At 36.7% G+C, this 13,770-nt stretch carries 14 protein-coding genes; 5 read left to right on the plus strand and 9 right to left on the minus strand.

The annotated features are described in order from the left end of the window. Positions 1–194 precede the first annotated feature (194 nt). The 3 genes from AC07UM_RS03150 (at position 195) to nhaA (ending at position 4,061) form a co-directional block, all read left to right on the plus strand. The gene (locus AC07UM_RS03150; protein ID WP_494682521.1) at positions 195–560 is read left to right on the plus strand and encodes a hypothetical protein; all 366 of its coding nucleotides are present in this window, start codon (positions 195–197) and stop codon (positions 558–560) included. Positions 561–669: 109 nt separating this feature from the next. Continuing rightward, entirely contained in the window at positions 670–2,880 is a 2,211-nt protein-coding gene (locus AC07UM_RS03155) for a RelA/SpoT family protein (protein WP_494682520.1), read from the plus strand. A 2-nt stretch (positions 2,881–2,882) separates the two neighbouring features. Beyond that, positions 2,883–4,061, plus strand: a complete 1,179-nt coding sequence (gene nhaA, locus AC07UM_RS03160; RefSeq protein WP_494682519.1) for a Na+/H+ antiporter NhaA — start codon at positions 2,883–2,885, stop codon at positions 4,059–4,061. Here nhaA and AC07UM_RS03165 read toward each other — a convergent pair. Further along, on the minus strand, positions 4,058–5,071 hold the full coding sequence (locus AC07UM_RS03165) for a YihY/virulence factor BrkB family protein (protein ID WP_494682518.1): 1,014 nt from the start codon (positions 5,069–5,071) through the stop codon (positions 4,058–4,060). The genes nhaA and AC07UM_RS03165 overlap by 4 nt on opposite strands. 260 nt (positions 5,072–5,331) lie before the next feature. Here AC07UM_RS03165 and rlmH point away from each other — a divergent pair, with 260 nt between their 5' ends. Continuing rightward, positions 5,332–5,805 (plus strand): 23S rRNA (pseudouridine(1915)-N(3))-methyltransferase RlmH, encoded by a 474-nt coding sequence (gene rlmH, locus AC07UM_RS03170; RefSeq protein ID WP_494682517.1) that lies wholly within the window; start codon positions 5,332–5,334, stop codon positions 5,803–5,805. Positions 5,806–5,882: 77 nt separating this feature from the next. On the opposite strand, the gene AC07UM_RS03175 is transcribed toward rlmH, so the two are convergent. From AC07UM_RS03175 to AC07UM_RS03190, 4 genes are all read right to left on the minus strand, one after another. Continuing rightward, positions 5,883–6,335, minus strand: a complete 453-nt coding sequence (locus AC07UM_RS03175; RefSeq protein ID WP_494682516.1) for a tRNA (cytidine(34)-2'-O)-methyltransferase — start codon at positions 6,333–6,335, stop codon at positions 5,883–5,885. 90 nt (positions 6,336–6,425) lie between these two features. Further along, on the minus strand, positions 6,426–7,238 hold the full coding sequence (locus AC07UM_RS03180) for a tetratricopeptide repeat protein (protein ID WP_494682515.1): 813 nt from the start codon (positions 7,236–7,238) through the stop codon (positions 6,426–6,428). Continuing rightward, the gene (locus AC07UM_RS03185) at positions 7,235–7,801 is read right to left on the minus strand and encodes a phosphatase PAP2 family protein (RefSeq protein ID WP_494682514.1); all 567 of its coding nucleotides are present in this window, start codon (positions 7,799–7,801) and stop codon (positions 7,235–7,237) included. Before AC07UM_RS03185 ends, AC07UM_RS03180 begins: the two co-directional genes overlap by 4 nt. Positions 7,802–7,804: 3 nt before the next feature. After that, complete coding sequence (locus tag AC07UM_RS03190) at positions 7,805–8,146, minus strand: Sec-independent protein translocase subunit TatA/TatB (protein ID WP_124536124.1); 342 nt, start codon at positions 8,144–8,146, stop codon at positions 7,805–7,807. Positions 8,147–8,483: 337 nt separating this feature from the next. On the opposite strand from AC07UM_RS03190, the gene AC07UM_RS03195 reads away from it, so the two are divergent. Then, entirely contained in the window at positions 8,484–9,434 is a 951-nt protein-coding gene (locus AC07UM_RS03195; protein ID WP_494682513.1) for a hypothetical protein, read from the plus strand. Between the two features lie 90 nt (positions 9,435–9,524). Here AC07UM_RS03195 and AC07UM_RS03200 read toward each other — a convergent pair whose 3' ends face one another. The 4 genes from AC07UM_RS03200 to AC07UM_RS03215 form a co-directional block, all read right to left on the minus strand. Next, entirely contained in the window at positions 9,525–10,325 is an 801-nt protein-coding gene (locus AC07UM_RS03200; protein WP_494682512.1) for an arylamine N-acetyltransferase family protein, read from the minus strand. A gap of 133 nt (positions 10,326–10,458) precedes the next feature. Continuing rightward, positions 10,459–11,679: a TCR/Tet family MFS transporter gene (locus tag AC07UM_RS03205; protein ID WP_494682511.1), complete on the minus strand. Its 1,221-nt coding sequence runs from the start codon at positions 11,677–11,679 to the stop codon at positions 10,459–10,461. A gap of 158 nt (positions 11,680–11,837) precedes the next feature. Next, the gene (locus tag AC07UM_RS03210) at positions 11,838–13,106 is read right to left on the minus strand and encodes a DUF8696 domain-containing protein (RefSeq protein WP_494682510.1); all 1,269 of its coding nucleotides are present in this window, start codon (positions 13,104–13,106) and stop codon (positions 11,838–11,840) included. Positions 13,107–13,188: 82 nt separating this feature from the next. Next, the gene (locus tag AC07UM_RS03215; RefSeq protein WP_494682509.1) at positions 13,189–13,761 is read right to left on the minus strand and encodes a phage tail-like protein; all 573 of its coding nucleotides are present in this window, start codon (positions 13,759–13,761) and stop codon (positions 13,189–13,191) included. Between the last annotated feature and the right edge of the window lie 9 nt (positions 13,762–13,770).

Here is a 13,770-nt window from a genome sequence, read left to right on the forward strand (position 1 = left end):
ATATATAAAAAAACAATTTCTAAAAAACACGATTATCCAATTATTAAAATTAAACACCTGTTCAATAATTATTTACAAACATTACCATTTTATATTGAAAACAAAATGTTAATTAACAAATTTTATTGATTTAAGCACAATAATAATCAGAAAATAATTACTAACTTTAGTCATAACTTTAAAACCAATTAACTATGTCACATATAATAGCTGGGCTATTTGAGCATCACAGCGACTACAAAAAACTAGAAAGTGATCTGGAAAACTCAGGATTTGAAAATGAAGATTACATTGTATACCTTAACAATGATTCTAATAACTCCCAATATATGGCGAGTGTTACTGTAAAGGATATTGATCAGATTGATCTTGCCCGGAATGTCTTCATTCAAAATGCAGCCTTAAAATCGTATTTATTTGAGAACATGAATATCAATGAAACGAATTATGACACGATTAAAAGGTATATAGATGTACGAAACAGAGCTGAAATTCAGAACAGACCTGATATTAAAATCAAAACGTCAAGTGACGGTATGAATTCTGAAGTGAAATTCTAAACGACATAAAATTCAATAGCTAAAGATCCGCAGGGCATTCTGCGGATCTTTTATGTTTGAAAAGACTAAAAATTTTCGTATTTTCGTCTTATTATAGGCATGTACACAAATGAGTTACGATTTAGAACAAGAAAATAAAGAAATCCTGGCCAGATATAAGGACTTGATTTCTAACACATACAGGACGTTGGATGAGGAAAATAATAAACTCATCAGAAAGGCATTCGATATTGCCCTGGACGCCCACAAGGATCAAAGGAGAAAATCCGGCGAACCTTACATCTACCACCCTATTGCTGTTGCTAAGATCGTAGCGACAGAAATTGGTTTGGGTGCTACCTCTATTGCCTGTGCCCTTTTGCATGATGTAATTGAAGATTCCGATTATACCTACGAAGATCTGAAAAAAATCTTTGGAGAAAAGATAGCCAATATCGTGAATGGATTGACCAAAATATCCATTATGAATCATCAGAATATTTCTGTGCAATCTGAAAACTATAGGAAACTGTTATTGACATTATCCGAGGATTTCAGGGTTATTCTGATCAAAATTGCAGACCGTCTTCATAATATGAGGACGCTTGAAAGCATGGCTCCGGATAAGCAGAAAAAAATTGCTTCGGAAACAGTCTATATCTATGCGCCGATGGCTCACCGTCTTGGATTGTACAACATCAAATCTGAGCTGGAAGATCTTTCCTTAAAATATAACAGCCCGGAAGTCTATAACGAGATCACAGAAAAATTGGAGCTCGCCAAGGAAAACCGTGAGCGATATATTAACGAATTTACAAAAGAAGTATCAACAAGACTTGGAGAAGAAGGCTTAAATTTTAAAATCAAAGGCCGTGCAAAAGCCATCTCGTCCATTTACAGAAAGATGCTGAAACAGGGAGTTTCTTTTGAAGAGGTTTTTGACAACTATGCTATCAGGATTATTTATAAATCAGATGCAAAAAATGAAAAATTCCTGGCTTGGAAGATCTATTCTATTGTTACGGATGTATATCACAGTAACCCATCAAGAATGCGTGACTGGATTACGCAGCCTCGTTCTACAGGATATGAAAGCTTACACTTAACGGTTTTAGGTCCTGACAGAAAATGGATTGAAGTACAGATCCGTTCGGAGCGAATGGATGAAATTGCTGAAAAAGGAGTTGCTGCCCATTATAAATACAAAGAAGGTTACAAACAAAGTTCTGATGACAGAAACTTTGAAAAATGGGTAACAGAGATCCGTGAAGTACTGGAACAGCAGCAGAATCTTTCCACTTCAGAGCTTTTGGATAATATTAAGCTTAATTTATACTCCAAAGAGGTATTTGTCTTTACTCCAAAAGGAGAAATTAAAATCCTGCCTACCAACGCTACTGCTCTGGATTTTGCTTTCTCGGTCCATTCAGATCTGGGAATGAAATGTCTGGGTGCTAAAATCAATGGAAAACTGGTTCCTATTTCCTATGTCCTTCAAAACGGAGATCAGATCGATATTCTTTCTTCACAGAATCAGAAACCGAAATCTGACTGGCTGGAATTTGTAGTAACATCAAAAGCCAAGTCCAAGATCAAAAGTTACCTGAACTCTCAGAAAAACCAACTGGTAGAGGAAGGAAAAGAAATCTTGCAGAGAAAACTTCGTCATGCGAAAATCAATTTTAATGATGAAGAAATTAATAAACTTCAAAAGTTCTTTAATTTAAAATCTTCTCAGGAATTATTTCTTAAATTCCAAAGCAATGAGCTGGATGTAAGCAGTTTAAGAAAATATATTGAAAGCAAAAATGTATTCAACAATTTACTTTCAAGATTCAGAAAGTCTCCTAATAAAAATCACCATTTTGAGGAACCGAAAGAGGAAAACCTTGATATGATTGTCTTTGGGAAAGATGAGGAAAAACTAAACTATAGCTATGCAAAATGCTGTACAGTAATTCCGGGAGACAAAATTTTCGGATTCATCACTATTTCAGACGGAATTAAGGTTCACAGTGACACCTGTCCGAATGCGATCAACCTAAGAGCACAGTATGACTATCGTGTCATTCCTGCCAAATGGGTGAATGCTGAAAGCTTCAAAAACAGGGTGAAAATTGAAATTGAAGGACTTGACAGAATGGGAATGATCAACGACATTACCACTGTCATCAGCGGAAGTATGGGAATGGATATGAAAAGTATGTCTATTGAGTCCAACAATGGTGTTTTCATAGGAAATATCAATCTGGAAGTCAAAAATAAAGGTCAGCTGGAAGAGACCTTTAAAAAACTTAAAAGTATTAATGGAGTTTCAAGAGTGAGACGACTACAATCATAGACATGAATTTATCTCTTTATTTTAAAAAATTTTTCAACAACAGTCAGTCCTCAGGAATTATTCTTATTTTCTGTGTGCTTATTTCATTGCTTATTGCCAACTCCTCTGCTGCAGAGAATTTTCAGCACTTTCTAGATCAAGAAGTGGGCACTCACCTATTTGGGCTGGAATATCCTGTCAGCATCTGGATCAATGACGGATTGATGGCTGTTTTCTTTCTTTTGGTAGGCCTTGAAATAAAGCGGGAACTTGTAGAAGGAGAACTTTCATCCTTTAAAAATGCTTCACTGCCTATTTTTGCAGCGGTGGGCGGAATGCTTATTCCGGCAGGAATCTACAGTATTTTCAACACTGGAACAGCATACGGTAATGGCTGGGGAATTCCGATGGCTACTGATATCGCTTTCTCTTTGGCTATCATTTCGATGCTGGGTAAAAAGATCCCTAATTCTATTAAGATATTTTTAGCGGCATTGGCTATTGTAGATGATCTTGGAGCCATTCTTGTGATTGCAATTTTCTATACCGAGCAGATTCACTGGACCTATCTTCTACTCTCTTTTGGGGTGACGGGCCTATTATTTATTTTAAATTTTTTAAAAGTAACCAAAACTATATTTTACATTATTCCGGGATTATTTTTATGGTATTTCCTTCATCATTCCGGAATTCACGCCACAATAGCTGGGGTTTTACTCGCATTTTCGATTCCTACCAATGCTTCGAATGTAGAAATTTCGCCATTGGAAAAACTGGAGCATAAGCTTCACATCCCTGTAAGTTTTCTGATCATGCCTATATTTGCTTTAACGAATACCAACATCACTTTTTCCAGTGAGATGGTAGCAGGAGTTACAAGTACATTAGGATTGGGAATTATTTGCGGTTTGATACTGGGAAAACTGATTGGTATCAATTTATTCTCTCTGATCGCGATCAAATTAAAGCTTAGTTCCCTGCCTCAAAACAGCAACTGGCTTCAGATGATTGGTGTAGGTCTGCTTGCCGGAATTGGATTTACCATGTCCATTTTCATCGCATTACTTTCATTTAAAGGTGAAATTGAAATTCAGGACGAAGCGAAGTTTGCTATTCTGATCGCTTCATTTATAGCTGCGATTGCAGGATTTATCATATTAAGTATCAGTTCAAAAGAAAATCCCGAACTGGAAGAAAATTAATCTTTCTTCCGGTTTTCAAGCTTTCTTTTATGTTCCTCATCGCTGTCAAAACGGGGTTCTGTAATTTGCGTGTGATAGTGCATGGTTTCTTTCTGAATCTCATCAGACAGCAATTTTTCAATTCTGAGTTTTCTGATGGCCATATTCAATTCGTTTCCGAATAGAAGCAGATATACATTGACGTTCACCCAAACCATCAACAGAATCATACTCCCAATAGATCCGTAAAGAACATTATATCGTGCTATATCCTTTACATAAATCGCAAAAATATAAGTAGTAACCACAAACAGTACTGTTGTCAGAATAGCCCCCGGGACAGCCTGTCTGAATCTTGTAATTTTTACAGTTCCCAGCCAATAAAACAAGGTCAAAAGTATAAAGTAAAAAAGTGGGAAAGAAACGAATCCAATAATCTTGGAAAGGTTATCTACAAGCCATGTAACATCATAAGCAGGTGTAAAAAGCTTCATCACAACCTCTGCGTAATACACTCCGAAAAGGGTTAAAAAAACGATAGTAATAAAACCTATTGTAATAAAGAATGAAAGAATAAACTCTTTTACATCACTTAATTTTTCATCCGTATTTTCATTAAAACCATTAATCAGGGAAAATGTACCGTTCGTAGCAAAAACAAGCGCCAGTAAAATGGTCAGATTACTGATTCCCTTCATGTTCGGAATAATATTGTTTACGATATATCCTTTTACGTCTCCTTCCATGTTTGAAGGGAAAACATTATGCAGCAGCACATCAAAAATATAGAACTGCAACTCGTTATAAAGCGGCATATAAGGAAGAACCGAAAGCAGGAACAGAAGAAACGGAAATAAACTGATGGTAAAGCTCCACGAAATAGCAGCCGCTTTTCTTCCTATTTTTCCTTTGAAAATCCCGGAGATATAAATCTGAAACATCTGCCAAAGCGATATTCCTAAAACAGGAATATGAATGCCGTCAAAAAACTCTTGAATCTTCAAAATAAAATTAGGAACCTTTACACCCATCTATTTGTTTGTTTAATACAAATGTAGGGGAATTAAATGAAACAGGGAAAAGATGAGGGAGGTTAGGCGGGAGATATTAGGTGGCAGGGATTAGGTAATAGGTAATATTTGTCATGATGACTTATATTCAACTTCTAAATTAAGATACCCTGGTAATAGTTGTCCGGCTATAAACTAGCAATAAAAAATCACCATCCTTACCCCAAAACTTTGAACTTTGCACCCTGAAGACCTATCTTTGCCGTCTGAAACTTCTTACAATGCGAATCAGTTTACTTTGTATCGGTAAAACAGACGATAAGGAAATCACGTCTTTAATTAATTATTATCTCAACCGATTACCCAAGCACTGGAATTTTGAAATTAATGAAATTCCGGACGTTAAAAATGTCAAAAACCTATCTCCCGACCTTCTTAAAAAAGAAGAAGCCAAATTATTTTTAAACCATATCGATAAAAACGATCTCGTAGTCATTCTTGATGAAAAGGGGAAACAATTTACCAGCCGTGAGTTTTCACAGAAAATTGATACCTGGATGAATTCTTCGGTGAAAAAAGTACACATCCTGATAGGAGGAGCTTATGGCTTTTCGGAAGAAGTTTACAGCAGAGCCAATGAAAAAATGTCTTTATCCAAAATGACTTTTACCCATCAGATGATCCGCCTGTTTATTGTAGAACAGCTTTACCGTGCAGATCAGATCCTGCAAGGCAAGCCTTATCATAACGATTAAACCCTTCTTTTTCAGAAGAGTTTTTATTTCTTTGGGCTTTACAGCCTATTTTTTATTTAAAAATACAGGATCATCTTTTATTTCAGATTGATCTGCCTTTTTGCTTCGCCAACGACAAAAGCAACAGAATTGGCAATATTAAAGCTTCGGATCAGTTTTGACATAGGAATAGTCAAATGATTCTCAAAACGCTCTAAAACGTCTTTACTCAGCCCTACACTTTCTTTTCCGAAAACCAACCAGTCTCCATCCTGAAAATCGGTTTCCAAATATGATTTTTCAGCATGTGAACTCATTAAAAAAACGCGTGACAGATCAGGAATATTTTTAATCCATTCTTCAACATCTGCATATTCAGAAACATCAAGATGTACCCAATAATCCAATCCGGAACGCTTTAGGTTTTTATCATTAATTATAAATCCAAAGGGGTGAATCAAATGTAATTTACTTTCTGTTCCTACACATAATCTTCCGATATTTCCCGTATTATTGGGTATTTCGGGCTCTACAAGGACAATATTCAACATCTTTATCTCTTTATTCGTTTTTTTAAGTTAAACCAGGTCTTGATATCTTAGTATGAATTATTAAATGATTTGGAATGGAAAAATTGCAGCTTATTTCTTTGCACATTTAGCATAAGAATCTGTCAACACCGCTTTTTCATACCCCAAGGCTACTGCTTTATTCAAATTTTCGCAGGCTTCTTTAAGTTTGGAAGTGTCTAACAAAATCATGGCCTTGCTCACATAAGATTGTGCAAATTTCGGGTCTATCGAAATGGCTTTATTGGCATCGGTAAGAGCTTCCTTATATTTTTTCATTTTAAAATATACATCTGCACGTCCATTGTAAAGTAAAGATTCCGGTTTCTCTGCAAGAAGTGTATTGTAATCTTTCAAAGCTCCGTCAAGGTCGCCATTATTTTTTTTCAGATTGGCCAGTCCTGTTTTTGCAAAAATATTATCGGGAGCAAAAGTGAGAATCTGATTCAGGTCTTTGATGGCAAGATCCTTTTTCCCCTGACTGTCGTAAATCTTGGAACGGGTAAGATATAGATCAGGCGTTTCGGCATTCACCTTAAGACCTTTTTCTATATATTCCAATGCCTTTACCTTATTCCCTTTCTGGCTGTAAAGTGATGACAGGTTTACATACACAGAAACCGACATGGGATTTGCTTTTAAAGCAGAATCATAGGATTTAAAAGCCTGAGTAGTCTTTCCAAGTCTTCTCTGAACGGTCCCTAGATAATCGTAATATTCTGACTGAAATTTCTGGATCTGCTCTTTCTCTGCCAGTTTTAGATACTGCTCTTCGGCACATTTATAATCAGCCTTTGCAAAACATTCTTCAGCCAGTTTTTTATTCTGGGCATAAAAATTGAGAGATAAACAGAGGGAAGTTACTAGTAATAAAGTTTTTTTCATGTGGATATAGTTTGTTTGTTGATGACTTTTTTGGCGAGTGCACCAAATATCACTCCCAATAAAGATCCAACAAACGCCCCCACCAAAATATCTATCGGGAAATGCACTCCTAAATATATACGGCTGTAGGAAACCACTATAGCCCATACAAATATAGCATATGGAAACCATTTAAGTTTATTTTTTAATAAAATACTTAAAAAGGCAGCCAAAAAGAAGGTATTGGAAGCATGGGCAGAATAAAACCCAAACTGTCCACCGCATTTCACAATTCTCATGTGATGTTCCAAAGTGGGATCATGACAGGGTCTCAGCCTTGCCACACCATATTTGAAAACACTTGCCAACTGGTCAGAAACCGTTGCGCCAATGGCCAAAAATATAAGGATAAAAACTAATGATCTTAGTTTATGATTTTTGTATAAAAAATAGAGAAATATAATATAAAGAGGTACCCAGATCCAGGTACTTGAAATCAGCATCCAAAATTGGTCGAAAGATGAATCGCCCAAATTATTAAGGTAAAGAAATACCTTCTTATCTTCCTGAATAATCTCCTCCATACCTTATCTGCTTACAGGTCCTTCGTAGGTATCATCATCTGCAGGCTTTGGTTTCGGAGGTTCATTAGAAGCAAGAGAACCAGGTTCTGTAAGGATATCTTTCTTGATATCATTCATAGGGTTGAAATCTTTTGCAGCATCTTTTACTTTTTCAATTTCACGCTTGATTTCAGAAACAGGGTTATCTGTTTCTTTCATGATTTCAGTTTTGATATCTTCTACTGCTCCACGCATTTTTCTAACGCCTGCACCTAAGTCACGCGCAATCTGAGGAAGTTTATCCGGTCCGAATAATACAACGATTGCAATGGCAATGAGTGCCATTTCTCCAATGCTTAATTCCATTCGGTAAAATTACGAAAGATTATTACATTTATTTACTGTAAACAAAAAATTTAAACAAATTTTAAGATTTTATAAAAGTTCAGAGTTTTGAGTTGCCGTTTTAGAGTTTTAGAGTTTTAGAGTTTTAGAGTTTTAGAGTTTTAGAGTTTTAGAGTTTGAAGTTAAAAAATTAAATATTAGTCTTAAAAAACAGTTCTTTCTAATCCCTATTACCTATTACCTATTACCTATTACCTATTACCCATTACCTATTAATTAACAAATACTTAATTCAAAACAATGAGAATTATGCAACAATTCCGTATATTTATGATACACAATCCATTAAATATTTATTATGAAAAAACTATTGACTACTTTTAAAGTTGTCGCTGTATTATCGGTATTGGCACTCCAAAGCTGCCGTAACGAAGACAACGAAATTAATCAGCAGGAAACGGCTCAGGCTAGGGTAACCGCAGATGATCTGAAAAAGGAAATTACTCCTCTTCCATCACAGGTGGTCCCGGATGCAGTACAACTTCAGCTAAATGAATCCGGAAAAAATCTTGAAACTTATCTGAAAAATGATTTACAGATTGCCAAAGTGACTGTATTAGGAAAAATTTCAACCCCAAAAGGTATTGAACTTTCTAAAAGTCTGATTGCCGATAAAGACCAGTACATTGCATCCGGGAACATTATGGATCCATCTTCTGTAAAAATCGGGAAAATTGGTGATCTCTATAGCGGTGACGACCTTACAACAGCACAGAAGGGATTAAAAGAAGCCATCACCGAAGAAGTAAAATCTGGCACCAATGTGATGGAAGTAACCTGGAACAGCAAAAACGGAAAATTTACCACCGTATGTTTTTACAATGATTCAGGAATTATCTGGGATAATATCTTTGGAGGTCTTATCATGATGGATACCCGTGGAAATTCGGAAGCTTCCAACAATAATCAGGCAGCAAAAGTAGTTTCTACATGGTATAAACAGTGGTGGACCGCCAACTGGCTATGGGGTTCTAAAAGAGGTGAAGCAGGATATCAGATTACTATTTATTATTCCGGTTCTACGGTTTCCAATGCAGATGTAAGCGACTGGGGATATATCAGTTTAGGAAAAGCAAAAAGTGAGAGTAAAATCACCAAGAAAACAGGAGCTTACGGACAATGCCGTTATGCTTTAGGACTTTGTACACCTACAGGTTCTTTAAGTTTTAATTCCAGCAATTTCTCGGTGTCATTCTCAGGATTAGGCAGCAATATTGTAAGTAACGGGACAAAATCCCTTTATCCATAACAATTTTCATAAAATCAGAATTTAAGAGAAACGGGAAGCTCAGTGAGCTTCCCGTTTTTTATTATAACAGATTTATATTTCTGAATTTCATCAAGCATCAGCTTTTGATTTCAGGGCTTCTATTGCATTTTCTTTTAATCCAAAAGTATTAACCAGTATTTCATATAATTGCATTTCGTTTTCTATTGATATGGATTCTTTCGCGCCATTATCAGAACGGATATTCAACACATGATCTGTATAGGTATAACGAACATTCTCATCTACTTTTGAAAGGATAAGTTTGTTCTTAAAGTGAGAATCGGGGTGGGTAGACAGATACCAATTGGAAATGTCAAGATCAGCAAGTTCTACATGTTCCAATATAAAGCGATATACCGGAAGCCAATGCTCTTTCCACATCCAAAGTGTATAGGTCTCTTCTTTATGGGAAATTTTAAATATCCCATTGGGTGTTTGCTGCTGTTCCTTTTCATTTAAAAGTATAGGTGTCGTAAGGGTTGCTGTACCAAATCCGCAATCTGCTACATACTTTTCCCCTTCAAAATCAACAATAAGCAATAGATGGGTCTGCGCAGCAATACTGTCTTCCTGTCTTCCCCATACTACTCTTCCCAGCTGAAGCTTTACATTGAATCCTAAATATCGTAATACCTCGCTTAAAAGCAGGTTTTGCTCATAGCAATATCCTCCTCTGGAATCTATAACCAGTTTTTTGAAAATATCATTTACCTCTAAAGAAGGAACCTTTCCTGTATAAGAATCAATATTCTCAAAAGGAATATACTTAGGGTGCAGCTGATGAATTTTCCTTAATGTTTCAAGGTTTGTTTCTACCTCTCCGGAGTAATGAATCCGCTCTAAATATTTTTCTATTTTTAACTCATCCATGATATAAGCGTTAATAATAACATAAGTTCAATTACAATTTACATAATTTTTGAAACAGAACCGCAAAAAATAAGGTTAAGATGCAAATTCACCTTAACCTTTTATTTTGTTTGTTTAATAGCTAAAAATAGAATTATATTTTCTTCTGTTTCTGAAAAGCAGAATAGGTAATCACAACACTGATCGCCATTAAAATAAATGCTAAAAAGAAAGGTGCTCCGGAAAACTTGAACGGCGCTTCATCATGTGTGAAATAGTAAAACAGATTTGTCATCATCGGAGGCCCGATAATAGACGTAGCACTCATTAAACTTGTGAGCGCTCCTTGAAGCTCCCCTTGTTCATTGGAAGGAACGCTTTTCGTAATGACAGACTGCAAAGCCGGACCACAAATCCCTCCTAAACAGTAAGGTACCAAAAACACGAACATCATCCAGCCTTCAGAAGCAAAAGCAAACAAAAGCATTCCTACAGCATAGAAAGCCAATCCATAATAAATACTTTTTTGTTCTCCCAGCCTTGGTGTTGTATATCTGATAAGACCTCCCTGTACAAGGCCCACCAATAAACCTACAACTCCTAATGAAATTCCTACCATTCTTTCCGTCCAGCTGAACTTATACATCGTAAAGAAGCTCCAGTTACTCTGTACGGCATGACCTGCAATATAGATTAAGATCAACGAAGCGATCAATCCGGAAATTTCAGGGTGCTTACCTAAAAATTTAAATGAACCTATAGGGTTGGCACGTTTCCAGTTGAATTCTCTTCTTTTATCTTTATCCAAACTTTCAGGAAGGATGAAATATCCATAAAGAAAATTAAGCAAACATAGCCCAGCAGCCGCATAGAAAGGAACTCTTGCTCCATAATGCCCAAGAACTCCACCCAGAACCGGACCTATAATAAAGCCTAGTCCAAAGGCAGCTCCAATCAGTCCAAAATTCTTTGCCCGGTCTTCATCAGTGGAAATATCTGCAATATAGGCACTGGCCGTGGTGACACTGGCGCCCGTAATCCCCGCAATCACTCTTCCCAAAAACAACCACCAGATGGTGGGAGCCAATGCAAGAAAGATATAATCTACCGCAAATCCAAAAAGAGAAATCAGAATAATAGGTCTTCTTCCGTATTTGTCACTCAGATTTCCAACAAGCGGAGAGAATATAAATTGGGTAAATGCATAGGCAAATCCCAGCCAGCCCCCATATTTTGCAGCCTCGCTGATATCTGCATGAATGAGTTCCTCAATCAATTTAGGAACCACAGGAATGATGATTCCCCATCCTGTAATATCGATCAGTAAAGTAATAAATATGAAGCCTATAGCCGCTTTTTTCTTTGAATTTTCCATGATGGTGCAAAATTAATCAAATCTGGAAAATAATGATTCTAAATTGTATGGTATTAAAGAAGTATAATACGAAATAGTAAACTAAACCGTTCAGCAAAAAAAACCTGCCTCAAACTTATTGCTGAAACAGGCTTTATTATTAATTAGAACCCATTTTATTAATTACTGTTGAGCTTTGCATAAATGACTCTGTTGGTAATGATGCATTTGATCAGACAGCTTTGTTTTAAAGTTACTTTAACCACATTGCTGTATTGATAAGCCGTTGTATTTCCATTCAGTACGGACCTTACTCCCCTACGGTAATAAGTTGTCTGTGTAACTGGCGGAGCATCATACGTAGCAGATGTTGCATTAGTAATATTCGTGAATGTTACGTTATCCGGAGAGCTCTGCCACTGATATTCGGCAGAACCGCTTATCTGCGCTGTTGCAGTCTGGGTAAATACAGCAGGATCATTACTGATATCCATACATAATGTCTGGTCTGCAGCAATAGTCCCCGGGCTACTTACCGAATTTACAAAAAGCCGCCCAACAGTAGAAATTGCCTGGAAGGAACAGGTGTGAAAGCTGGAGTTGGCCACCACTCTATACTGATTATTATTAAACCCTACAGGAATATTGCTGATAGTAAGTGTTGATGAAGTAACATTACTGTAATTGGTATCATTCATGAGATTGGTCCATGTACTTCCACTAAGAACCTGCCATTGGTACGTAATATTATCCGGAGTTTCATCTGTGGTTGTATTATTGATAACGGCAGTCATTGTTGTAGATCCGCCTGCAGCCACTGTCTTATCAGTAGGCTGAGACAAATAGGTCATAGGAGCAAGATAATACTCGGAAAGAATATTATACACCCTCATCTGGCTGAATGAGAAACCAATACCAATAGCTTCACCAAAAGCAAGCTGAACTTCATCCCAGGCTGCAGTAGGAATCACTTTAATAATCCTGCGCTCCTGATTATCTCCGAAATCAAAGAAAAAATGGCCGTTGATCCCCGTACGATACACTTCCTGCCCATTATTATAGAAAACAAAGTTTCCACCATTAAAGCTCGGATTAAAATTAAACCCATCTGAAGCAAAATCGATATAGACAGGCTTATTAGCCTGAAAATCGGCTCCGGTAGTTCCTATCCCTATGTACATGCTGCAAAAAAGACCGGCTCCGGTTCCCGGTTTCAAGGATGCAAAGGAGTTGACATCAGTATCTGTCATGTTATTAGGATTAGCAGCTTCTTTTCCCAATCTGAAACAAAGAAAGCCACCATCGTTTGAACTTGAAGTATTGGTATCCAGTAGTCTTCCACACCCGCCATTGGGCAGAGTTACCATTTCCTGAGCCATCATTTTGTTTACTGCAAAAAGACATACTGCTATAAGCAAATAGCTTACTATTGAATTTGTTTTCATCATTAATAATTTTTAAAGTTAATTTTCGCAAAAGGATATTCATCCCAGCGTGAGGATGATTATAATGACGGAATGTCACTTCAAATTATTTGATTACAAATACAATAGTAACGAAAGAGCAGGCAGTAGCTGTTCCCACTACATCATAACGCAGTATTCCATTGGCATCAATGCTTACATTGCTAAGAACTGTATTATCAAAATCTGTCACATAATAATACAAATCTGTTGCATTGGCAAAGAAAGGAATTGCCACCGGTGCTCCGGTGCTCGAGACCTTCGGGGTAGAAAACTGGGCTTTATAAAGCTGGAATAAATCTTTTGTTCTTGCTGTACCGGTAGTAGAAGTATCAATACTAATCGAAGGCATATAAAAGAATTTAACAATGTTACCACTGATCGGAATCCAGTTCGGACTGGCTGATGTTCCGATATTTTGAGCTAATGCCTGTCTTTTGAGATCATAGACCAACAAACCGTTAGCTGGAGTAGGAATTGTTGACACATCAAGGATTCTGGGAATCAATACTCCTTTATTGGCGTTGGTAATATCCAATGCGGAACTTTTATCGGGATTAGGAGTTCCAATCCCAACCTGTGCAAAAAGGAAGCTGCCGGCACTTAATGCCACAGCAATGAATAATTTTTCGGCTTTCATTTTTGTTTT

Source organism: Chryseobacterium sp. GW821-FHT04C04, from assembly GCF_059420365.1.